The organism is Clostridium sp. CTA-17 (assembly GCF_054767895.1).
In genome coordinates this window covers 23521-48111 of the sequence record NZ_BAAABF010000008.1, presented here as the reverse complement: position 1 = coordinate 48111, position 24591 = coordinate 23521, and the positions used below count along the sequence as shown (strand labels likewise).

The 24591-nt window shown below is 28.8% G+C and carries 20 protein-coding genes; 4 read left to right on the top strand and 16 right to left on the bottom strand.

The genetic code is table 11. From position 1 onward, the window contains the following. Positions 1 to 22 precede the first annotated feature (22 nt). From buk to cdaA, 5 genes are all read right to left on the bottom strand, one after another. Positions 23 to 1093, bottom strand: coding sequence for a butyrate kinase (gene buk, locus ACYUCG_RS12400; RefSeq protein WP_283681584.1), 1071 nt, complete (start codon positions 1091 to 1093; stop codon positions 23 to 25). Positions 1094 to 1117: 24 nt separating this feature from the next. Next, positions 1118 to 2026 carry a phosphate butyryltransferase gene (gene ptb / locus ACYUCG_RS12395; RefSeq protein WP_060796791.1) on the bottom strand — a complete coding sequence of 303 codons (909 nt, stop codon included), beginning with the start codon at positions 2024 to 2026 and terminating at the stop codon, positions 1118 to 1120. Positions 2027 to 2208: 182 nt separating this feature from the next. Beyond that, positions 2209 to 3810: an NAD(P)/FAD-dependent oxidoreductase gene (locus ACYUCG_RS12390; protein WP_460268706.1), complete on the bottom strand. Its 1602-nt coding sequence runs from the start codon at positions 3808 to 3810 to the stop codon at positions 2209 to 2211. 76 nt (positions 3811 to 3886) lie between these two features. Then, positions 3887 to 5212: a CdaR family protein gene (locus ACYUCG_RS12385; RefSeq protein ID WP_460268705.1), complete on the bottom strand. Its 1326-nt coding sequence runs from the start codon at positions 5210 to 5212 to the stop codon at positions 3887 to 3889. Then, complete coding sequence (gene cdaA / locus ACYUCG_RS12380) at positions 5179 to 6036, bottom strand: diadenylate cyclase CdaA (protein ID WP_060796788.1); 858 nt, start codon at positions 6034 to 6036, stop codon at positions 5179 to 5181. The genes ACYUCG_RS12385 and cdaA overlap by 34 nt, the downstream gene beginning before the upstream one ends. 160 nt (positions 6037 to 6196) lie before the next feature. On the opposite strand from cdaA, the gene ACYUCG_RS12375 reads away from it, so the two are divergent. After that, the gene (locus ACYUCG_RS12375; RefSeq protein ID WP_460268704.1) at positions 6197 to 7159 is read left to right on the top strand and encodes a hypothetical protein; all 963 of its coding nucleotides are present in this window, start codon (positions 6197 to 6199) and stop codon (positions 7157 to 7159) included. Positions 7160 to 7229: 70 nt separating this feature from the next. After that, positions 7230 to 7832, top strand: a complete 603-nt coding sequence (locus ACYUCG_RS12370) for a cell wall hydrolase (RefSeq protein WP_460268703.1) — start codon at positions 7230 to 7232, stop codon at positions 7830 to 7832. Between the two features lie 31 nt (positions 7833 to 7863). Here the strand turns inward: ACYUCG_RS12370 and ACYUCG_RS12365 are convergent, their stop codons facing one another. The 4 genes from ACYUCG_RS12365 to ptsP form a co-directional block, all read right to left on the bottom strand. Next, positions 7864 to 8724: an NAD(P)/FAD-dependent oxidoreductase gene (locus ACYUCG_RS12365; RefSeq protein ID WP_060671123.1), complete on the bottom strand. Its 861-nt coding sequence runs from the start codon at positions 8722 to 8724 to the stop codon at positions 7864 to 7866. Positions 8725 to 8750: 26 nt separating this feature from the next. Further along, positions 8751 to 9065, bottom strand: a complete 315-nt coding sequence (trxA, locus tag ACYUCG_RS12360) for a thioredoxin (RefSeq protein WP_003457895.1) — start codon at positions 9063 to 9065, stop codon at positions 8751 to 8753. Between the two features lie 116 nt (positions 9066 to 9181). Then, on the bottom strand, positions 9182 to 10351 hold the full coding sequence (iadA, locus tag ACYUCG_RS12355) for a beta-aspartyl-peptidase (protein ID WP_460268702.1): 1170 nt from the start codon (positions 10349 to 10351) through the stop codon (positions 9182 to 9184). Between the two features lie 162 nt (positions 10352 to 10513). Then, positions 10514 to 12133, bottom strand: a complete 1620-nt coding sequence (gene ptsP, locus ACYUCG_RS12350) for a phosphoenolpyruvate--protein phosphotransferase (RefSeq protein WP_110071652.1) — start codon at positions 12131 to 12133, stop codon at positions 10514 to 10516. A gap of 473 nt (positions 12134 to 12606) precedes the next feature. Between ptsP and ACYUCG_RS12345 the strand changes: the two genes are divergently transcribed. Beyond that, positions 12607 to 14613 (top strand): sigma 54-interacting transcriptional regulator, encoded by a 2007-nt coding sequence (locus ACYUCG_RS12345; RefSeq protein ID WP_460268701.1) that lies wholly within the window; start codon positions 12607 to 12609, stop codon positions 14611 to 14613. Positions 14614 to 14782: 169 nt separating this feature from the next. Here ACYUCG_RS12345 and rpsD read toward each other — a convergent pair whose 3' ends face one another. From rpsD to ACYUCG_RS12315, 6 genes are all read right to left on the bottom strand, one after another. After that, on the bottom strand, positions 14783 to 15376 hold the full coding sequence (rpsD, locus tag ACYUCG_RS12340) for a 30S ribosomal protein S4 (RefSeq protein WP_060796781.1): 594 nt from the start codon (positions 15374 to 15376) through the stop codon (positions 14783 to 14785). Positions 15377 to 15777: 401 nt separating this feature from the next. Beyond that, complete coding sequence (locus tag ACYUCG_RS12335) at positions 15778 to 16812, bottom strand: ribonucleotide-diphosphate reductase subunit beta (protein ID WP_003454288.1); 1035 nt, start codon at positions 16810 to 16812, stop codon at positions 15778 to 15780. A gap of 95 nt (positions 16813 to 16907) precedes the next feature. Then, on the bottom strand, positions 16908 to 19139 hold the full coding sequence (locus tag ACYUCG_RS12330; protein ID WP_283681576.1) for a ribonucleoside-diphosphate reductase subunit alpha: 2232 nt from the start codon (positions 19137 to 19139) through the stop codon (positions 16908 to 16910). A 291-nt stretch (positions 19140 to 19430) separates the two neighbouring features. After that, positions 19431 to 19787 carry an arsenate reductase family protein gene (locus tag ACYUCG_RS12325; protein ID WP_003454465.1) on the bottom strand — a complete coding sequence of 119 codons (357 nt, stop codon included), beginning with the start codon at positions 19785 to 19787 and terminating at the stop codon, positions 19431 to 19433. 166 nt (positions 19788 to 19953) lie between these two features. Further along, entirely contained in the window at positions 19954 to 21783 is a 1830-nt protein-coding gene (locus ACYUCG_RS12320; protein ID WP_060795087.1) for a sensor histidine kinase, read from the bottom strand. Next, on the bottom strand, positions 21761 to 22459 hold the full coding sequence (locus ACYUCG_RS12315) for a response regulator transcription factor (protein ID WP_003454428.1): 699 nt from the start codon (positions 22457 to 22459) through the stop codon (positions 21761 to 21763). The genes ACYUCG_RS12320 and ACYUCG_RS12315 overlap by 23 nt, the downstream gene beginning before the upstream one ends. A gap of 253 nt (positions 22460 to 22712) precedes the next feature. Here ACYUCG_RS12315 and ACYUCG_RS12310 point away from each other — a divergent pair, with 253 nt between their 5' ends. Beyond that, entirely contained in the window at positions 22713 to 23570 is an 858-nt protein-coding gene (locus ACYUCG_RS12310) for a YitT family protein (RefSeq protein WP_283681573.1), read from the top strand. A 260-nt stretch (positions 23571 to 23830) separates the two neighbouring features. Here ACYUCG_RS12310 and cwlD read toward each other — a convergent pair whose 3' ends face one another. After that, the gene (gene cwlD / locus ACYUCG_RS12305) at positions 23831 to 24502 is read right to left on the bottom strand and encodes an N-acetylmuramoyl-L-alanine amidase CwlD (protein ID WP_060795083.1); all 672 of its coding nucleotides are present in this window, start codon (positions 24500 to 24502) and stop codon (positions 23831 to 23833) included. Positions 24503 to 24591: the final 89 nt, after the last annotated feature.

Genomic DNA, 24591 nt, shown 5'->3' with positions numbered 1-24591 from the left:
AATTTATATATATTAATTTAATCTATTTATATATCTTTGCTTCTTCAACACCATCTAAAACTCTTATAGCTCCTTGTGCTAAAGCTAAAAGTTCATCTTCTCCACCATATACAACCATAGGTGCAATCCATTTTACTTTTTTATTTATAGCATTAGTTACATAATCACTATATGCAATTCCACCAGTTAATACTATAGCATCAACGTCTCCATCTAAAACTACAGCCATTGATCCTATTTCTTTTGCTATTTGATATATGAAAGCATTAAATATTAATGAGCCTTTTTCATCACCCTCTTGTGATAGCTTTATTAAATCTCTTGCATCATTTGTGTTAGCATAAGCAACAAATCCGCCTTTTCCAACTAACTTTTTATAAACTTCTTCTTTGCTGTACTTTCCTGAGAAACACATTTCTAATAATTCACCTGAAGGAACTCCACCTGCTCTTTCTGGTGAAAATGGACCATCACCATCTAATGCATTATTTACATCTATAACTCTACCTTTTCTATGTGCTCCTACTGAAACTCCGCCCCCCATATGAACAACTATTAAATTAACATCTTCATATGAAGTATTATGTTCTTTTGCATATCTCTTAGCAACAGCCTTTTGATTTAATGCATGGAATTTACTTTTTCTTGGCAATTCTGGAACTCCTGATAATCTTGCTACATCTTCCATTTCATCAACAACAACTGGATCTACTATAAATGCTCTCTTACCAATTTCTTTTGCTATTTCATTAGATAATATTCCACCTAAGTTTGAAGCATGTGGTCCTTGAACTCCAATTTTTAAATCCTCAACCATAGCATCATTGACTTCATAAGTTCCTCCTTCTATTGGCTTAAGCATTCCACCTCTTCCAACAACAGCATCTAACTCATTTATGTCAATGCCTTTTTCTTTTAATACATTTAAAATAACTTCTTTTCTAAAATCAAGTTGATCGAATATTGTATCATACTTTAATATTTCTTCTGATGAATGTCTTAAAGTTTCTTCTAATACTTCTTTTTCACCTTCATAAACACCAATTTTAGTTGATGTAGATCCTGGATTTATTATTAATAATTTATATGCCATATAACTTTCCTCCCCCAAAATTCTCTACTTTAAATCATGAGCAACTACTGCTGCTATAGCTATTGATTTAACTTTTGTTTCAAAACTATCTGCTCTAGAAGTTAATATAACTGGAGCTGATGTACCAACTAATAATCCACCATTCTTACACTCTGACATGTAAGTTAAAGTCTTGTACATTACATTTGCAACATCTATATTTGGTAATAATAATATATCTGCTTTTCCTGCAACTTCTCCTTTTACTCCTTTATGCTCTGCTGCTTCTTCTGATATAGCATTATCTAAGGCAAATGGTCCATCAACTATACATCCCTTTATTTGTCCTCTATCATTCATCTTAGCTAATAATGCTGCATCTATTGTTGCTGGCATATTAGGATTTACAACCTCTACTGCCCCTATAACGGCTACCTTAGGAACTTTAACTCCACAAGCATGTGCAACCTTAACTGAGTTATTTATCATTGCTGCCTTATCTTTTAACTCTGGATAAGTATTAAAAGCTGCATCTGTTAAGAAAAGTAATCTATCCATTCCTGGTATTTCAAATACAGATACATGTGACATTAATTGACCTGTTCTTAACCCAACTTCTTTATTTAATACACTTCTTAAAAAAGTAGCAGTATCAACTAGACCTTTCATTACCATATCAGTTTTTCCTGTTGATGCTAGTTCTACTGCTAATAATGCTGCTTTTTTATCATTAGGTTCATTTATAATTTCAAAGTCAGCTAAATTCATATCTATTTTATTAGCTATTTCTTTTATTTTTTCTTCATTCCCAACTAAAACAGCATCAGCTATTCCTAATTTTTTTGCTTCTCTTACAGCCTCTAAAACTGGTTCATCTTGAGCTACTGCAACTGAAACTTTCTTCATCCCATTCTCTCTTAGTTTTGAAAACAATTCATTAAAATTTTTAGCCATAATACTCAACCCTCTTCCTTGAATTTTGTTAAATTTATAACAATTGTAAACAAAAAAAAACTGACTATATAAATTTATCAATTCAAAATTAATTCTCCATAACTATATTCTACCAAAAAATATTCTGAAAACATTAGTTTTCAGAATATTCAATTTATTATTTTTTATTAAATTGTTAAATTTTAAACATGATATTCTTTCATTATATTTTCAGCTACTTTTAACCCATCTACAGCAGCTGAAACAATTCCTCCTGCAAAGCCAGCCCCCTCTCCTGCTGGATATAATCCCTCTAAAGATATACTTTGTAACTTTTCATTTCTTTCAATTCTAACTGGAGCTGATGTTCTTGTTTCTATACCGGTTAATACACTATCACTATGTCCAAAACCTTTTATCTTTCTATCAAAATCAGTTATTCCCTCTTTTAAACCATCTATTACGTAAGAAGGTAAACACTTTCTTAAATCTTCAAATCTATATCCATTACTTAATACACTTGGATTAACCTTTCCTAACTTAGTTGTAACTCTATCCTTCATAAAATCTCCAACTAATTGAACTGGAGTGTTATAATTTCCTCCACCTAGTTTAAAGGCAAGTTCTTCATAGTGTCTTTGGAACTTCATTCCCTCTAAAGGATGATCTCCTCCAAAATCATTTGGTCCTACAGTTACAACTAAAGCAGAGTTAGCATTTTCTTTATCTCTAGCATGATAACTCATTCCATTTACGCATAATCTTTTTTCCTCTGAAGAAGCATTTACAACTACTCCCCCTGGACACATACAGAAAGAATATACTGCTCTATCTAAAGTCTTACTTTGATATGCTAATCTATATTCAGCTGCCTTTAATCTTGGATGGTTAGCATATTTTTCTCCATACTGACTTAAATTTATAATTTCTTGTGGATGCTCTATTCTAACTCCTATAGCAAAGGGTTTTTGTTTCATAAATACACCTTCATTAAATAACATTTCATATGTATCCCTAGAACTATGTCCTAAAGCTAAAATTGCTACTTCACAAGGTACTTCTTCTCCATTAACCTTTATTCCTTTTAATTTGTTATCTTTTTTTATTATTCCTTCAAACCTTGAATTGAAATGAACTTCTCCACCATGTCTTTTTATTTCTTCTCTGATATTCTTAACTACATTTTTTAATATATCAGTTCCTACATGAGGTTTTCCTTTATATATTATTTCTTCTGGTGCTCCATTTCTCACAAGAGCATCAAGAACATAATCACATCTTGTATCTTTTATTCTAGTTGTAAGTTTTCCATCTGAAAAGGCTCCCGCTCCACCTTCACCAAACTGTACATTTGACTCTGGATTTAATTCTCCAGTTCTCCAAAATTCCTCTACAGTTTTAGTTCTTGTATCTACATCTTCTCCTCTTTCAAAGACAATTGGATTAAATCCCTTCTTAGCTAATAAAAGAGCTGCAAAAAGCCCTGCTGGCCCTAATCCTACAACTACTGGTCTATGCTGAAGTTTTTTCTCTCCAAAGTTAAAATCAAAATCATAATTTACCTTATCTATCTTTACATCCTTATCATTAAGTCTAGCTACTATTTTTTCTTCATCTTCATGTTCTATATTTATACAGTAATTAAACTTTATAAGATTCTTTTTTCTTGCATCTAAAGATTCTTTTATTATTTTTATATCTCCAATTTCATCCTTGGACATCTTTAATTTTTTAGCTACTTTATTCTTTAAAAGACTTAAGTCTTCATTTATATCTAAACTAATATTATTTATTCTAATAGTCATAAAACTGCCTCCATTTTATTTTCTTTAGTAAATTATTTTACCACAGAATACGCTTAAAGTAATCTGTGGTAAATATTTATTGTTTATTATTTGAATTTTGATTATTACTTCCATTTGAAGCATTATTATTATTTGAATTATCACTTGGTTTTGTAGGATGATTCTCTGTATTTTCTGTTGAATCAGTATTCTTTTTAAAAGTTACCTTAACCTCTGTAGGATTTGTACTAACAACCTTTATATTATCATAAGAGTTTGATATATTAGGTTTTACACTTCCTCCATCAGCTGTAAGCTTTGATATATCTATAGTACATTTAAATTTACTTAAATCAATACTATTTACTGAATCTTCAGGACCATTAATTGTTACTTTTATAGTTTTAGTATCTAATTCTGGAGTATATCCATCTAAAGTTCCTTCTGTAGTTACTGGTACTTCTATTTCCTTTTGAGCATCTTTACTAAAATCTAATTTAACTTTAATTTGAGCTTGGTCATTAGATGCTAAACTTACCCCATCTGGAATTTTTAATACTGTTGATACTTCTGAATCATCTCCATACTGTGAGACATCTATAGGTGATGTCTCAATAGAGTTAATCTTACTTAAAGCATCCTCTGATCCAATTAAACTCACCTTCGCAATACTTGGTGTTATTGATTTTAGTGCTAACCCTTCCTTAGGAGTGCCAGTTGTAATAACACTAACGGGTACTTCCTTAGATTTTTTCACTCCAAAGGATACATCTACTTTATTAGGACTTATATTAACATCCTTGATTTCATTGCCCTCTTCATCTACTGCCACAACAGGTAAATTCATATTAACAGCCTTGCTAACATCATTTATCTCACCTTTTACTTCTAAAGTCTTAACTTTACTTACTAAGGATTGAGCTCCAGATACAGTAGCATTTTGTGGATTTATATTTATTTTATCTGCATAAGTACCATGCTCTGTATTTACCTTTATTTTGCTAACAATAGGCAAACTTTTTTCTTGGTATTTATCAAGAACAACATTCACCCTCAGAAATCCATTGTTTTTTATGTTTATGTTGTTAGGATAACTTTCTATTTGTACTGGTATATTGTTGTCTCCCTCTTTTAAAACATACTCACTTAAATTAACAACTACCTTAAATTGTTCTTTTTTAACCTTATATATTTCAGTAGATGGACCTTCTAAATCTAAATCCACAGTCAGATTTTGATTAGGAACCATTACTAAATCATAATCCTTAAGTACATCATTATTAACAACCTGAACTGGTACATTATTTAATTTAAGCTCTCTCACTGGATTTTCTACATTTATTATATATAGCCAAAGAGAAAAGGATAATAATAAGCATATAAATTTTACTAAGAAATTCTTTCCTTCAATTTTTTTAAGCATATTTTCACCTTCTCTCCATAAGTTTTTCCTCTCTTATCACGTCTATTTCTCATAACTTTTAATAATATACTTTTTAATTTTTTACCATCATAATTTCTTGTTAATCTACCTTTTACAGCTAAAGATATAGCTCCTGTTTCTTCTGAAACAACAATAACTAAAGCATCTGATATTTCAGATAATCCTATAGCAGCTCTATGTCTAGTACCAAGTTTTTTATTTATAGTATTATTATTTGTTAATGGTAAGACACAACCTGCTGAAACGATTCTATCATTTCTAATTATAGTTGCCCCATCATGTAATGGAGTGTTCTTAAAGAATATATTCTCTATTAATGCAGAAGTTATTACTGCATCTAACTGAGTTCCTGTAGAAATTATTTCTGCTAATCCTGTCCCTTGCTCTATAGCTATTAAGGCACCAGTTTTAGTTTCAGCCATATCCTCTACTGCTATTATAAGCTGATCAATAACTTCCTCTAATTTTTGATCATCTTGAATAACATGAAAATCATCAAAGGCAGTACTTCCTATATGTTCTAGTGCTCTTCTTATTTCTGGTTGGAAAATAATAATTATTGATAAAACACCTATTGTCAATGTTTTTGTTAATATAAAATTTAACATTTGAAGTCTTAAAGCATAACTTATAGGAATTAAAATCAATAATAATATTACTCCCTTTAATAATTGCTCTGCCCTTGTTTCTTTTATTAATATATATCCTCTATAAAATATAAAAGCTACTATTAATATATCTATGATGGACCAAATAGATATATCCTTTAAACTATTTGTAAATATCATTATTAATTCTTGCACAAATTTCACCTCCATTACCGTAACAATTAAATTATACAATAAAAATCTAATTATAAGATACATTTTAAATGATTTCTTTTCAGTTTTACATATTCTAGGTAATGTTATTATACATTCTCTCATATATTTTAATAGAAAATTATATAAGGGGGTACTTGCTATGGACTTTAAATATAAAAAATATATTGATAATTCCTTAATATATATAATATTTGCAGTTCTTATATTAATATTTATAATAGGTTTTTTATTTTTCAGATCACATAATGAAAAATCTAAACTTGAAGACCTAGGAAGAACTATTTCTGAAATTAATCTTACTTATGATTTTTCTGAAGATAGTATAACATCTGAAGATTATATTAGTTCTATAAAAAATAAATTAGAGAAACTTCAAGAAACAAATTCGGCTTTAAAATCTTTAAAAGTTTCTCAAAAGCATCAAAATTTATCCTCTCCACTTAAGGATGGATTAGATAAAAATATAGAATTGTTTAATAAATTACTTTCTATATTGAAAACTCCAGATGCTTTAAATATATCTGATGAATACGCTATTGCTTCAAAGCTAAAGAAAGAATGTGAAAATTATTATTCTATGTGTAGATCTAACTTAATTCCTGTATATCTGTATAAAGAGGGTAATAGTTATCTCCAAGATATTTTTTATTATATAAATGAGCTAATAAAAACTAACAGAGATAAAGGCTTTGTTCAAAGCCAAAAGAATGATTTTGTTGTTTCTATGAAATCATTACTTCTTAAACTTTCTTCAATGGATGAAAAACTTTTTGAAACAGCTAACTTAATTAAAGAATCAAATAGAGATTTAAAAGTTTTAGCTACAGATATAGAAAATAAACTTTCTTCTCTTCAAGAGATAAAAAATGACTTATATTCTTTACCTATTCCTGAACAAGCTAACGATTCTTTCTTAGCTCTTGAAAAAGCATTAAAATCTTATGATAAATATATTAATTATTTCTATAAAGGTCTTTTAGATGAAATTGAAAACAAAAAGACACCAGAAGATTATTATGATAAAGCTTCAACTTTATTTGATGAGTTTACCTATTCCTTAGAAGCTGCTGAAAAGTCTTTAGATAACTACACTAAAAATTAAGGCATGGTATTAATTCTATTTTTTTGGTTACAATATACAAAGTAAAATAATTACCTAAAAGGAGGTTCTTATGAAAAAGAGTATTTATACTTACTTTATCTTCACCTTCGCCTTATTAATTATCACTACACTTAATGAGAAAGAAGTTTTAGGGCTTTCTCTATCAAATGAGCATGTAACCGAAAATAATTATATAGAATTAACAGAAATGGCTTCTAATTCGCCAAATCCTGAAGCAGAACAAAGTAGTAATTCAAATAATGAAGTTGTTGCTGTATTCCAAAGTTCAAACTCTACAATTTCACTTACTAAAGATGACATATATTTAATGTCTCAAGTAGTTTATGCTGAAAGTAAAGGTGAACCTTTTGATGGAAAAATAGCCGTTGCATCAGTAATACTTAATAGAACAACGGATTCTCAATTTCCAGATACAATTCATGGAGTAATAACACAAAAAAATGCCTTTTCTTGTGTTAGAAATGGCAAAATTGACGTAGTACCTGATGGTGATAGCTATAATGCCGTTCTAAAAGCCATAGAAGGATATGACCCAACAGATGAGGCATTATATTTTTATAACCCTAAAATCGCTACATGCTCGTGGATGAAAGGCGTCGAAAAGACAGGAGAAAAAAGTATAGGTCAACATGTATTTTTTAATGTTACCTAAAGAAAAAGCTAACACAATGTGTTAGCTTTTTTTATTTCTTACTGTCTAAGTATGCTACTGCACTTAAAGCAGCCACATTTCCTTCACCTGCAGCCTTCATATATTGGTATGGTCTACCAGTACAATCTCCCGCAGCAAAACAGCCTTCTATATTAGTCTTCATTAATCTATCAACTTCTATGTGATCATCAGTTATTTTTAATCCTGGCACTAATTGTCCTGGTGATATGCTATCTCTTAATACAAATATACCATCAGTCTCTATTTCACCATTTTTAGTTACTAATTTAGTAACCTTACTATCCCCTTGTATTTCTACAGGAATATCATTAATAACTTCAATTTCTGAATTTAAATCAAATTCTCCCTTATATCTAGGAATATAGTAAACCTTAGATGCTAATTCACTTACAAAATTAGCTTCCTCTTCAGCTTCTTTATTATAGCCAATTATAGTTACAGTTTTTTCTTTATATAAAGGAGCATCACAAGTAGCACAATATCCTACACCTTTACCTAAGAATTCTTCTTCACCCTTCATAGGTTTTGTGTACTCAATACCTGTTGCTATGATTATTGAAGTCGCTTCATACATCTTTTCATTTACCATAAGAGCGAAATATTCTCCCATAGCATAAATACTATTTATTCTTTCCTCTGTTATCTCTATATCCATCTCTTTTAGATGACCCATAAATTGATTCTTAAGATCCATACCATCTTTTCCAACGAATCCAAGATAGTTATTTACCTTTGGAGCTTTAACAAGCTTTGTACTTAAATCATTATTACCAAAAAGAATAAATTTTTTATTTCTAATTTTTGCATTTAATGCAGCTGAAAGGCCAGCTGGTCCGCTTCCTATTATAGCTATATCATATCTTTCGCTCAAAATTATTCATCTCCTTAAGAAGCTTATTAAACATATTTTTTGATGGCTTCAACTAATGCAGCCTTTGGTCTAAAACCAACTAAAGTATCAACAACTTTTCCATCTTTAAATATTAATAAAGTTGGTATGCTTTGAATTTGATATTTTCCAGCTGAACCTGGGTTTTTATCAACATCAACCTTTACAAACTTAACATTTTCCATTTCATTTGCTAATTCTTCTATAACTGGTGCTATCATTTTACAAGGTCCACACCAAGTTGCCCAGAAATCAACAACAACTACTTCACTTGCTTCTATTACCTCTGTATTAAAATCTTGATCATTTATATGTTTTACCATTATATACGCCTCCCGATATACCCCTAAGGGGTACTTTATTATTTACAATTATATTATATTAAAAAAATTAAGTCAATGTTACAAATAATAATTATTATCTAATTTTTATAATTTTGTTATTCAAAGGTGCCTTTTACTAATAATTTTTTATTATCCATTAAAATATTACCTCTAGATATAACAGAATTTATGTCTAAATTTTTCTTATCTAATAAAATTATATCTGCATCTTTTCCTGTTGATATAAATCCTTTATGAGATAGTTTTAAAACATTGGCAACATTACTAGTTATAACTCTTATTGCTTTCTCTAAAGGTACCCCAAGCTTTATAGCTTCCTTTACTTCATTAAAAAGACTTTCAACAGAACAAATTCCTAATCCTTTAAGCTCTCCATTTCCATCAAATAATGGCATACTTCCATTACCATCTGAAGAAAAAGTTATTCTTTCTATATCTACTCCAGCATCTAAAAGCTTTTTAAGCCCTTCACCTGCTCTTAGTTCTCCTTCTTCTAAATGTTGAGGATCTGAAGATGTAGTTAAATCAATTTGCCCTCCAGCCTTAGCATGATTTATTCCTGCTTCAAAAAGTTCTCTACTTCTTCCCATATGAGTAGGAATTATTTGATTTGCTGGAATCTCTGTTTCCTTTATAAGTCTAGTTATATATTCAATCATTCTTTTCCCATTGCCTAAATGAACATTTACTATTCCAGCCTTTCCTGATAAAAGACCTCCAACTCTTGCTTGAGCTACTATATTAACGAATTGCTCATATGTTGGTTGGGAACTTCTATGGTCTGATAGTGCTATTTCACCTACACCTATAACTTTATCTATTAATAATAAATCACTTTTTATAGTCTTAGTTATGGTATTTACAGGTACATCATAAGATCCAGTATAACAGTAACAAGTTACTCCCTCTTCACAAAGAGCATGAGCTTTTGCAACTAGTCCTTTCATATCTCTACAAACACCGTCAGTTCCTATACACCCTACTATGGTAGTTATTCCACCTTTTACTATACTACTTAATTGTAATTCTGGAGTTCTGGTTCTAAAACCACCTTCACCACCTCCACCAATTATATGGACATGGCAATCTATAAAGCCTGGTACAGCTATCATCCCTTCTCCATCAATCACTTGTATGTTTATAAAATCCTTAGGTATATTCACAGAATCATATAATCCTTCGATTTTATCACTTAATATAACAATATCCTTTTTTCCTAAATACTCTGGGTCATAAACCTCAATATTTTTTATTACTTTTAACAAAAAATACACCTCCTTATTTAAATTATTATTATTTTTACCTAAAACTTAATAATAAATAATTTAATTTCATAAAAACTTATTTTTTTATAAAAAAAGGCACGAATTAATTCGTGCCAAAACTTAGGGTTTTGAGTGTTCTATATTAATTTTTAATATTATTGACTATTCTTGTTCCATTATTATTTTCTTAGCAGTTAGGATTGATGTAGCACTCATTGAGAATTCATCTAAACCATATTCAACTAATGTTGGTATAGCCCTTTCATCTCCTGCCATCTCTCCACACATTCCTACCCACTTACCATGTTTGTGAGCTCCATCTATTGTCATTTTGATTAATCTTAATACAGCTGGATGCATTGGATTGTAAAGGTATGATACCTTTTCACTCATTCTGTCAGCAGCTAATGTATATTGGATTAAATCGTTAGTTCCTATTGAGAAGAAATCAACATGCTTAGCTAATTCATCAGCATAAACTGCTGCAGCTGGGATTTCAACCATGATACCCCATTGAATTGAATCTGAGTATTCTATACCTTCTGCTTTTAATTCTGCTTTGCATTCTTCAACAAATGCTTTAGCTTGTTGGAATTCTTCTAATCCTGAAATCATTGGGAACATTACTGCAAGATTTCCATAAACAGAAGCTCTTAATAAAGCTCTTATTTGAACTCTAAAGATATCTTTTCTGTCTAAGCATAATCTTATAGCTCTGTATCCTAAGAATGGATTCATCTCTTCTGGTAATGGTAAGTATGGAAGAGTTTTATCTCCACCGATATCTAATGTTCTGATAACAACTTGCTTACCATCTGCTTTTTCTAAAACATATTTGTATGCTTCAAATTGTTCATCTTCAGTTGGAGCTTCATCTCTGTCCATGTATAAGAACTCAGTTCTAAATAGTCCAACTCCGTCTCCACCATTTGCTAAAACTTGATCTATATCTTCTGGTTTACCTATGTTTCCGCAAACCTCTATTCTTCTACCTGATTTAGTAGTTGTTTTAACATCTATTAATTTCTTTAATTCTTCTTGTTCTGCTTTAAATTTTTCTAATCTAGCTTTATATTCATTTATAGTAGCTTCATCTGGGTTGATTATAGCTACACCCTCAATACCATCAACTATTACAGTGTCCCCATTTTTAACTGAAGTTGTTATATCACCTAATCCAACAACAGCTGGTATTTCTAAAGTTCTAGCCATTATAGCTGAGTGAGAAGTTCTTCCCCCGATGTTAGTTAAGAAACCAACAACTTTACTTCTATCTAATTGAGCAGTATCTGAAGGTGTTAAGTCATGAGCTACAACAACAGTGTTAGCTCCTACATTTTCCATTCCGTTTCCACCCTTGCCAGCTAGGTTAGCTATTATTCTCTTAGAAACGTCTTTTATATCTGCTGCCCTTTCTCTCATGTAAGGGTCATCCATAGAATCAAATATCATAACGAAAGTATCTGTAACATTTTGAACAGCCTTCATAGCGTTTAATTGGTCATTTTCTATAGTCATTTCCATTTGACCAGTAAACTCTACATCATCTAATAACATTAAATGAGCTTCAAAAACTTGAGCTTCATGTTCTCCAATTTCATTAGCTGTTTTTTCTTTTATTGCTTCTAATTGCTCTTTTGATTGAGCTAAAGCTTTAGATAATTTTTCTTTTTCAGCTGCTATATCTGAAACCTTCGCATCAGATATTATTATTTCCTCATGTTCTTGTATAAATACAGTTCCTATTGCATATCCTTTTGAAGCAGCAATACCTTTTTTCATTATGTAGTCCTCCTTTAAGTTCGTACTCAACTAAATACAACATTAAATATCAATCACAATTCAACTAAATTCACTTTTCAAATTCACTGCTTATATATAACAGCAATTTACGTGCCAAGTTTTTAATTTTTAATATTTTTCAAAATATATTATACTCATAAACCCTAGTAAAAATGCCTATAAATCTTATAAAAATATTTTATTTATTAAAAACTTACGTTAAAATAATCAGTCATATTAGTTGTTTTTATTATACTAAATGTGATAAAAAATATCAAACTAATTTTACCATTGATATTTTTTATCAATTTTTCTTTTAAAAACAATCTTTTTATTAAGATATATATACATAAAGCCTTTAAAATAGTACTTTTTTCTGATAATATATTATTAACACTTGATAAAAAATATCAACCTTATTCACTTTTTATATAAATTCATAAAAAATAAAACTTTGGACGGTGATTTACTTAATGTATTCAAGAGAATTAATTATAAAGACGCCCTTAGGATTACATACTAGATACTCTGCTATGATTGTTAATAAGGCTTCTGAAATAGAGTCTAAGTATAAAGTTAAACTCTACATAAAAAAGGAATCTTATACTGATTGGCTTGGAATAAGTATGCTTGCAATACTTTCTCTTAAGGTATTGCCTAATGAAAGTATATTAATTGGATCTAAAAATGAAGGAATGATTGAAAAGTTAGCTGTTCAATCTCTTCTTGAGTTTATTGATAAAAATATAAATAATCCCATTGAATCTGAAGATAGTGAAATAGATGAAATAATAGATGCTAGCATAGTAGCCAATGAACAGGTTCTTGAAAGTTTGCCAATTGGTATTGTTGTTATAGATATAGATCAAAATATAATAACAATGAATCAATATGCTTTAAGATTTATTGGATGCAATAAAAAAGATGTTAAAGGGAAAAAAATTAATGAAGTTATTCCATCATCTCAGCTTCCTCATGTTATGCTTAGTAATTTAAAAAAGTATGGGTCGACTCTTCATATAAATAACAGAGTTGGCTTAGTAAATAGCTCCCCTCTTTTCATAAACGATAAGATTATAGGGGCTGTAAGTGTTATTCAAGATGTATCTGATATTATAGGTATGAAAGAAATAAATGAGAAATTTACTAAGATACTTGAAAACTCACAGGATATGATTTGCTTTGTAGATGAGAATGGCATAATAAATTATTTAAATCCTGCATATATTAAAAACTTTTCTAAAGTTAGTTCTGATGTTATAGGAAAAAGTATTTTTGATATTGCTCCTACTGGACTTAGAGCTAAAGTGTTTAAAGAAAAAACTTTATTAAAAGATGTAATTCATAAGAAAAATGGTATAAATGTTATAAGTACTATTGACCCTTTATTTATTGATGGACAATTTAAAGGAGTTATTTCAACTTCTAGACCAGTTAGTTTAATTAAAGAACTTATGTCAAAACTAAATAAATCTGAACAAGAGTTAGATTATTATAAAAATGAGTTTTTAAGACAGTTATCTAAAAATTCTTCTTTTAAGAATATTATAGGTTCAACTAGAACTCTAAAGGACATAATGTATATGTGTCAAAAGGCTTCAGAAACTACATCAACTGTTCTTATTCGTGGTGAAAGTGGTACAGGTAAGGAACTCATTGCAAAGGCTATACACAATAATAGCAATAGAAAAAATAAGCCTTTTGTACGGGTTAACTGTGCTTCAATTCCTGAAAATCTCTTAGAAAGTGAATTATTCGGATATGAAAAGGGAGCTTTTACAGGAGCAGTTCAAAGCAAACCTGGTAAATTTGCCATTGCTGATACAGGTACTATATTCTTAGATGAAATAGGTGATATGCCCTTATCAATGCAAGTTAAACTCCTTAGAGTTTTACAAGAAAGAGAGATTGAAAGTGTTGGAGGTATAACTCCTAAAAACATTGATGTAAGGGTTATTGCTGCAACTAATAGAAATTTAGAAGAAATGATTGAAGATGGTTCCTTTAGAGAGGATCTTTATTACAGACTTAATGTCTTAGGTATTAATCTTCCTCCACTTAGAGAACGTAAAGAAGATATTCCTGAACTCGCCGAACATTTTATAACTAAGCTAAATAAAAAGTTACATAAAACTATATTAGGAATAAAACAAGATGCCCTTAATCTACTAATTGAATATTCTTGGCCTGGAAATATACGTGAGCTTGAAAATATAATGGAAAGAGCTATAAATCTTTGCGATGGAGATTATATAGATAGTTCTTATCTGCCTTCATACTTGAAGCCAGTTGAATCAAAGTCTTTTAATTTAAATATTGATATTGATCATATACTTCCCTTTGAAGAATATGAAAAACAAATAATAGAAGCAGCTATGAAAAAGTACAAATCTTTTAATAAGGCTGGAAAAGCTTTAGGGTTAACTCATAGAACAATTTCTTTGAAATGTAAAAAGTATAATATAGATGTAAAAAAATAATAAAGAAAAAAGCACTTGGAGACCAGCACATCTCCAAGTGTTTTTTTATTAGTAAGAGTTTAGTAACATTCTGAAGTATAATTATGACAAGACTTTTTTAGTTTTAACTACGGGAACAGCTAATAATTAAAACTAAAATTAATATTAAACAAGTTGTACAGTATTTCTATTATTTAGAATAGAATTCAACTATTAATTGCTCTTGTATTGTTATTGGAATTTCTTCTCTCTTAGGCTTTCTAGTGAAAATCCCCTTAAAGTTATCTTCTTCTTTACTTACGTAAGGAACTTCACTTCCCATGCTATCTTTAAAGTTGTTTACAAACATTTCTGTTTTTCTTGATTTCTCTCTTAAAACAACTTCATCACCTATATTTAATCTGAAAGATGGTATATTAACTTTTTTTCCATTTACTAAGAAATGTCCATGGTTAACCATTTGTCTTGCTTGTCTTATTGAGCTAGCAAAACCCATTCTATATACCATATTATCAAGTCTTGATTCTAAAATCATAAGTAAAGCCTCACCAGGTTGTTCTTTACTATTGAAAGCTTGATCTACGTATCTAGTAAATTGTCTTTCCATAACACCATAGTAAGCTCTTAATCTTTGCTTTTCTAATAATTGAATACCGTAATCAGATAATTTCTTATCTGCTCTACTTGTTCCTCTATCAGCTCGTTTCATTGCCTTTGGATGTCCAACTACATTCAATCCAAGTCTTCTGCACATTTTGAAACGAGGTCCCATCATCTTAGCCATACTTAACCTCCAAATGTTTTTTTGTTTTCTATGATGCTATATTAACATAAAATCTTACTTATTGAAAATGATTATCATTATTGTATAACTCATTTAATTAAAATTATCTTATTAAACCTTTAAAATACTAACTTATTCTTATAAATTTACACTTATTTATTCTATAAAATAAATTCATTTATAATAAACTCTAATTTTAGTAACTAGATTCAATTAGCTATCAATCTATTCCACTTAAATCACTCTTATTTATATATGAATTTTAGTATAGGCATAAAAAAGCTATATCAAACTCTTAACTTATAAGAATTCATAAATTTTTATATTTATAAATTCTCTCATAAATAGTATTGATATAGCTTCCTCTATAATTTATTCAATTAAATATTAAATTCTATTTTTTATAGATCGTCTATTAAAGCCCCCGCTTTAGCATATGCTGTTGATTTTGCCTCAAAGAAGTCTGTTTTTACTTGGTTTGCATCAGCATAATAATCTACCCATGGTGCTGGATTCTCATTATATCCTTCAAATAAAGGCTCTAAACCTATAGCTTTAACTCTTAAGTTTCCTATGTATTTTATATATCTTTCTATAAGATTTTTATTTATTCCAGTAACATTATCACCTATAACATAGTGACCCCATGCGATTTCATGTTCAACACCAGTTCTCACCATTTCTCTTAATTCTTCTTTTAACTCTTTAGTGAATACTTCTGGTATTTCTTCTTTTAATTCTTTTATTATACTTCTAAATAACCATAAATGAGTATTTTCATCTCTGTTTATATATCTAATCTCTTGAGCTGAACCAGGCATTTTTCCATTTCTCTCTAAATTATAGAAAAACATAAATCCTGAATAGAAATAAACACCCTCTAAAATATAGTTAGCCATTACTGATTTTATAAAGTTTTCCATACTTGAATCTTCTAAGAAGTTATTATATAGGTCTCCTATAAACTTATTTCTTTGAAGTAATATAGCATCGTCCTTCCATTGGAATAATATTTCATTTCTCTCCTCTGGTGAACAAATACTATCTAGCATATAACTATAGCTTTGTGAGTGAACCGCTTCTTGGAAAGCTTGTATAGTTAAACATAAGTTAACTTCTGAAGCAGTAATATAACTATTTATATTTCCTAGGTTAGCTGTTTGTATTGAATCTAAAAATATTAAGAAAGATAAGATTTTATCATATGCTGTTTTTTCTTCCTTGGTTAACTTTTTATAGTCTTTTAAGTCTTGAGCTAAGTTTATTTCCTCTGGTATCCAGAAATTATTCATTGCTTGTCTGTACCATTCTGAAACCCAAGTATATTTCATATTATTAAAGTCATTTAAATTAGTTGTATTACCGTTTATCATTTTCTTTTTATTAGTTTCAATATCTCCAAACTCATTAAAAAGCGGTCTTTTATTTATTTCCATTTTACGTCACCTTTCATCTCTTTATTTCTCTATCTATAATTAATAGATACTCACCTAAGCCTAGATGAGTATCTTTAAGTTTCTTAATTTATATTCTAAGCTGAACAGCTCTCACATTCGTCAACACTTAGAGATTTACTTCTTACATAATAAATACTTTTAACTCCATTTTTACAAGCTGAAATATAAAGATTCATTATTTGTCTCATAGTATAATCTGTAGTTATATAAAGGTTAAATGATTGTCCTTGGTCTATATGTCTTTGTCTTACTCCGTTTGCTCTAACTGTAAATTCTTGATTTACATTGTAAGCTGAAACATAGTACCAAAAATTTTCTTGACATAATCCAGGTGCTACCTTTGGAGTTATGCTTCCTTTTTTCTCTTCTAACCAGAATCTATTCATAACAGGGTCTACTCCCTCTGAAGTTCCAGCTAAAGTTGCAGTTGAACCATTTGGAGCTACTGCAAATAGGTATCCATTTCTCATACCATATTTACTAACCTCTTCTTTTAGTTCTTTCCACTGTGGTGAATTATATTCTCTTAGTTCAAAATAATCACCATTACTCCAATCTGATCCTTCAAATAATGGATAGCTTCCTTTTTCCTTTGCTATCTTTAAACTAGCTTTTATAGCATAGAAGTTTATTCTCTCATAAACTTTATCTACAAAGTTTAAGTGTTCCTCTGAATCCCATACAATCTTATTATTTACAAGCATATGATGGTATCCTGATGTCCCTAATCCAACAGCTCTATATTTCTTGTTTGTTATTTCAGCAAATGGAACTGAATAATAATTTAAGTCTATTACATTGTCCATAGCTCTTATTTGAGTTTCAACAACGTATTCCACTTCTTCATCTGATGTAACATCAACATTTCCTAATACTACTGAAGAAAGGTTACATACAACAAAGTCTCCTGGCTTAGTTTTTTCAATAACTACTAAATCACCATTTTCGTCTTTAATTTCTGTTTGTTCTATCTCCATAGCACTCATGTTTTGCATTATTTCAGTACAAAGATTTGATGAATATATCATTCCTTTGTGTTTATTAGGATTAAATTTATTTACTGTATCTCTATAGAAAGCAAATGGTGTTCCTGTTTCTGCAGCACTTTTTATGATAAGTCTTACAATATCTTTAACACTCATAACTCTCTTTTCTATTCTATCATCTTCTACACACTCATAATATTTCTTTTCCCATTCTTCCCCATAAAAATCTTCTAAAGAATATCCTTTAACAGTCTTTATTTCATGAGGACACATCATATACCAGTTAGCATCTATATCATTTTCTGCTAACTTCCAGAATAAATCTGGATAACAAAGGCCTGGGAATATATCATGAGCTTTCTTTCTATCGTCTCCGTTGTTTGTTCTTATTTGAAGAAACTCTGGTAAATCTTTATGCCATGCATCTAACCAAATAGCAACTGATCCGTTTCTAACTCCTAATTGGTCAACAGCTATGGCTGTATCATTGAATAATTTTATCCAAGGTATAATTCCACCTGATGCACCTTTAAAACCTCTTATAGCTGAACCTAGGGCTCTTACTTTACCCATATAGATTCCCATTCCGCCACCAAACTTAGAAACCTTAGAGAAATTATCTAATGATTTATATATACCAGCTAAACTATCATCTACAGTATCTATAAAACATGAACTTAATTGGTAGAATGGCTTTCTAGCATTAGACATAGTTGGAGTAGCCATTGTAGCCTTTATAGAACTTAAAACATCATAAAATCTTTTTGCCCAATAAAGTCTTTTTTCCTTCTTCTCAGGAATAGCAAGGTGCATAGCAATTCCCATAAACATTTGTTGAGGAAGTTCTAATGGTAATCTATTAAAATCTTGAACTAAATATCTTTTTGCTAATAAATTTATTCCACTGTATGTAAATAAAAAGTCTCTCTCTCTTTTTATTTCTTTTTCTAATTCTTCTATATCTTCCTTAGAGTAATTATCTAAAATATATTTTCCGTATAATCCTTTATCAGTAAGTTCCTTTATAAACCCATAGAAATTATCATATGGATTTGCCCCTTCTTCTAATCCTCTATTAACTCTTACTTCTTCATATAAATTTTTAACATATAACTTCGCCGCAATTTCTTGCCATCTTGGTTCTACTTGAGAAGTTAACTCTAATGAAACTTGTATGAAAGATTTTATTATCTCTTTTTCTCCCATTTTTGATGTAACTATATTATCTAACGCAACCATTAACTTTTCTTCAGTATATAATCCTGTTTCATCATTCAGTTCTTCTATAGACCATGTACAATATCTCTTTAATAGTGTCATCAACTAGCCCTCCACAATATATAGTAATTATTTTTAAATTTCGCACAATATCTTGACAACTTATTATAATAATTTAAAGTTGTTTTGTAAAACTCAGATTTCTTGAAAAAGTTAGCTTATCCTATCAATAACCCTTATTATATAAGTCATATTTTCTTTTTTTAGTCTTATTCGACTAATAATTATTATTGACATTTTAAAGTTACTTCTACAATAAGAATAATAAAGCTTTTAAGTAGGTATATAGGTATAAAGGAAAAGACTACAGATATTTACTCTGTAGTCTTTTTATTATTTTAAATTTTCAGCCCATTCTTCTTCCTTAAATCCTATAAGAACTAAGTCCTCTTTTATAAGTAAAGGTCTTTTTACTAACATGCCATTGCTTGATAAGATGTCTAAAAGTTCATCTTCACTAGCTGTTTTTACTTTATCCTTAAGATTCATCTCTCTATAAAGTTTACCTGAAGTGTTAAAGAACTTATTTAGTTTCACTCCACTCTTCTCATACCAAGCCTTTAATTCTTCTTTAGTAGGATTTTCTTCAACAATCATTCTATCTGTAAAATCTATATTGTTTTCTTCTAACCATTTCTTAGCTTTTCTACAAGTACTACATTTAGGATATTCTAAAAATAAATAACTCATTTTTTACACCTTCTTTAAAATCATTGTATTTATACAATAAAAATTATTATATAGTAATTATACTCTTTATAACTTTATTTTTAAATATGTTAATTAGAAACTTTCATAAATTTTTACAGTTATAAATTTTATAAAATTTATTGAAATTAACTTAAATATACTCTATTTACTGTTCTTCATTATTATCATCTTTATTTTTAGGAATTATTACAAAAGCTTTAAATAAATCACCTTCACATTCAACCCTAAACTTTCCATTATGAAGTTCTACAATAGTTTTAGCTATTGCTAAGCCTAATCCAGATCCTTCTATGGTTGAATTTCTTGATTCATCTCCTCTTGCAAATCTTTCTAAAATATCCTTCTCATCAAAATCTAAAGCATATGAAGAAATATTTTTAAATGATATTTCCACATAATTTTCTAAATCTTTTATTTCCACATAGACCCTAGTTTTTTCTAAGCTATATTTTAAAGCATTAGTAGTTAGGTTTTGGAATACCCTAGACATTCTTTGAGGATCTATCTTAACCATGCATTCCTCTGGACCATTTATTTTAAATTCAATTTCCTTTTCTGAATATACATCTTCTACCTCAGCTATACATTGATATACAAGTTGAATTATATCTATATTGTATTTAAATAATTCTACCTTTCCTGAAGACATCTTAGAAACCTCAAACAAATCATCTATAAGTTTCTTTAAAGTTTGAGATTTTTTATCTAGTATTTCTATATATTCTTTTCTTTCATCTTCAGTTATATTATTTAATTGAAGTATATTTACATAATTTATTATGGATGTTAATGGAGTTTTTAAATCATGTGAAACATTTGATATAAGTTCTGTCTTTAACTTTTCATTCTTTATGCCTTCCTCAACAAGTTCCTTATAACCTAATCTTAAATCATTAACATCATCAGCTAGTTCTCTTATTTGTCTATCATCATTATCTTTTATTTCTATATCTGTATCACCTTTTTTAACTTTTTCTATTCCTTTTATTACAGTATCTAACCCATCATATTTTCTTATAAACTTTACTATAAAATGAATAACTAAAACACCCGGTATTATCCATAGATACCTAGTGTCTGTTAAAACATAATGATATTGCTTCCATACAAATTCTATATTTCTCATAAATCCATTTATAAGAATATATATTATAGTAAATGAAATAACAAATATAACAACTTTATCTTTTAAAAATTCTTCTATAAACATCTTCTTTGTTATTAAGACATTTAAACTATCTAAAAATCTATAAAAGTACCCTCTTTTCCAACTTTCCTTATAAGCTCTTATTCCCATATTTTTAATCATAACTAATTTCTTTATAATTAAAAGTAACATTAAAAGAGTTGTGGTCATAGTTGCTATAAAAGCAATCCTAATTGAATTTATTTCAGAGTCATAAAGTTCTCCTCTTGAGAAATATATTTCTTCATAATTATCTGAAGAATTTATTTCTTTAAAGACCACATTATCATTTTTAGATAAACTTTCTAAAACTTCTTTAGGTGTTGAAAGATTATATGGTTTTTCATAAAACCATACTCTGTTAGAATAATATTCTCCTGTTTTCTTATTTATAAGAACTACGCCAGAATAACTAGTTGCCCTTTCTTGGAGTTTTGCAATAAATGCTTGTTTTTCCTCTTTTGTCTCTAAGCTATCTAATTTACTTAAATAGTTAGTTTCATTATAAAGAAAATCTGATATATCTACAGATTGTGCTAATAACCTACACTCTTTATACTTATGTGGATTTATTAATGCATCTCTATACAAAACTCTATTGCATATATCAGGATTTGCCTTAGCATTTAATTTTGCTATGTTATCAAAGAAATATCCTCCAAATAAGATAGTATATAAAACAGGTATAAATACTGCAAATATGATTATGAACATATTTTCTATACTTCTTACTGAAAGGTTATAGTTTTTCCACCATCTTGAAAAACTATTTGTCAATTTTATACCCAAGTCCCCACACCACCTTTATATACTCAGGTTCTTTCGAATTTATTTCTATTTTTTCTCTCATTCTTCTTATGTGAACTGTTACTGTATTCTCACTTTTATAAAAAGGTTCTTCCCAAACTCTTTCGTAAATTTCTTTAATTGAAAATATTCTTCCTGGATGTGATGCTAAAAGTGTTAATATTTTATACTCAGTTGCAGTTAATTTTATATTTTCTCCTCTTAAAGAAACCTGCTTATTTACAGTATCTATAGTTAAATCTTTTATTACTATTAAATCTTGAGTATTCTCCCTATTTAAAGGATAATCATACCTTCTTAATTGAGATTTTACTCTTGCAACAAGTTCTAAATGATTAAAAGGTTTTGTGACATAATCATCTGCCCCTATATTTAATCCTAATATTTTATCACTATCTTCTGATTTTGCTGATAGTAATATTATTGGTATATTTCTGCTTTCTCTTATCTTTAAACAAGTTCTCATCCCATCTAACTTAGGCATCATTATATCTAAAACCACAAGATGTATGTCTTCCTTATCTAAAATTTCTAAGGCCTCAAATCCATCTCCAGCTTTTATTACATTTATTCCTTCCCCTCTTAAATATATATCTATTGCATCTCTTATTTCTTTTTCATCATCTACAACTAAAACATTAAACTTTTCTTTTTCCATAATAAAGCACTCCTTAAACTTATGCCTCCTCTAAATAGTAAAGGAGGAAAATTAAAATTAACCTATTTATTTATTACGATTTTCTTAAGATATACCTTCTACTATTAATTTAATGAAATTCTTAGTATATACAATGTATTTTACCATAAAAACACATTAGTTGCTTTTTCAATGTATTTATTAGCTTTACTTTACAAAAAAAAGCATTATAATTACCTATGAAATTATTTATTGTAAATTTAGGAGAATCCCAATGAATTACATCAAAGAGAAAAAAGAATTACTAATTGATAATGCATTTATTATCATAGGTTGCTTTATTGCATCTTTAGGAGTTAACCTATTTTTATCAAATGCAAAACTTCTTAGTGGTGGAGCAACAGGTATTGCACTTATCTTTCAATACTTAATGGGAGTTAACTCAGGTATTGTTGTTTTACTTATAAATATTCCATTATTTATACTTAGTTATTTTAAACTATCAAAACAGTTTACATTTAACTCAGCTATAGGAATGCTAGCTTTATCAGTTTCATTAATGATAACAGCACCAGTATCACATCTTGTTACCTTAGATGACAAATTACTATATTGTGTTTTTGGTGGTGCTATCTGTGGTTTTGGTTACGGTCTAGTATTTTCTAAAGGTGGATCAACTGGCGGAACAGATATAGTTACTATGGTTATACGTAAAAAATATTCAAATTTTAATATAGGTTCATTAAGCTTTGTATTAAATATGTGTATCGTTGGTGTAGGAGCAATTTTCTTTGGACTAGAAACAGCCCTTTATACTCTTATATCTATATTTGTACAAACAGTATTAGTTGATAAAGTTATTAAAGGGATACATTCAAAACAATTATTGCTTATAATAACTGATAAGGAACAACAAGTTATAAATTATATAATAGAAGATCTTCATAGAGGAGTAACTTCTCTTTTAGCTGAAGGAGAATATACTCATGACAGAAAGAAAATGCTTTACTGTCTAGTTACTACAAGACAAATGATTGAATTAAAAAATACAATACATTATATAGATCCAAATGCCTTTATAACTATAATGGATGTTTCAGAAGTTAAAGGAAAAGGCTTTAAAAATATATAAAAGCAAATAAAGCTATGCTCATAAGGCATAGCTTTTTTAATGTCATAATAACTAAATATACTAAAGTATATATAATAGTGTAATGATTTTTAGGAGCTTTTATGAATAAGTTTAAGTTAGTCAATTTCTTAATATGTTTTTTATTTATTATATTATTTTTCTTAATTCTAAACCTTATATTTTCATCTTATAAATTTAACTCAATTACACCTAATGATATGGAAGTTAAATTACCATTACTAATTTTTCTTTAAATAATCTTATTTAAAATATTCATCTATAGCATTTACTAAGGTATTTGCAATTTTATTTTGATAATCCTCTTTACCTAATAGTTCACATTCTTCTGGATTAGATAAAAAACCACATTCAACTATTACAGAAGCTCCTTCATATCCATCATTTAAAATTTTATATTCTTTTTTGGCAACTTTTGCTTCTCTCTTATTATTTTGATCAACTTCTTCTTTAAATTTTTGTTGTATTATTCTGCCTAGTTTTTGACTCGGTTCATTATTAGCGCTCCACACCTGAGCACCTTTGCAATTCTTTTGAGGAAACATATTTTGATGTATGCTTATAAAAGCATCACACTTATTTTCTTTTTTAATTTTTACTCTATTTCCTAAGTCTTCTATTTTCTTTTCTCTAACTTTTTTACCCTCAGTATATAGTCCTACATCCTCACTTCTAGTCATTATCACTTTATATCCCTTGCTCTCTAAAGCAGCTTTTGTTTTAAGTGATATTGATAAATTAATATCCTTCTCAATTACTCCACTTTCACTCTTTGCTCCCCCATCTATGCCTCCATGTCCTGGATCAATAACTATTACCTTATTATTTCCCTCTGCATTAACCTTTAAGAAGCTAATATTTAATACTAAAAAAGAGAGCATCATAATTGACGCTATTTTCATTATTTTCTTCATTAAGAATACCTCCTATTTAAATCTAAATTATTATAATCCTAAACTCTAAAAATAATATATTTACTACTAAATCCTTCAAAATATTATCT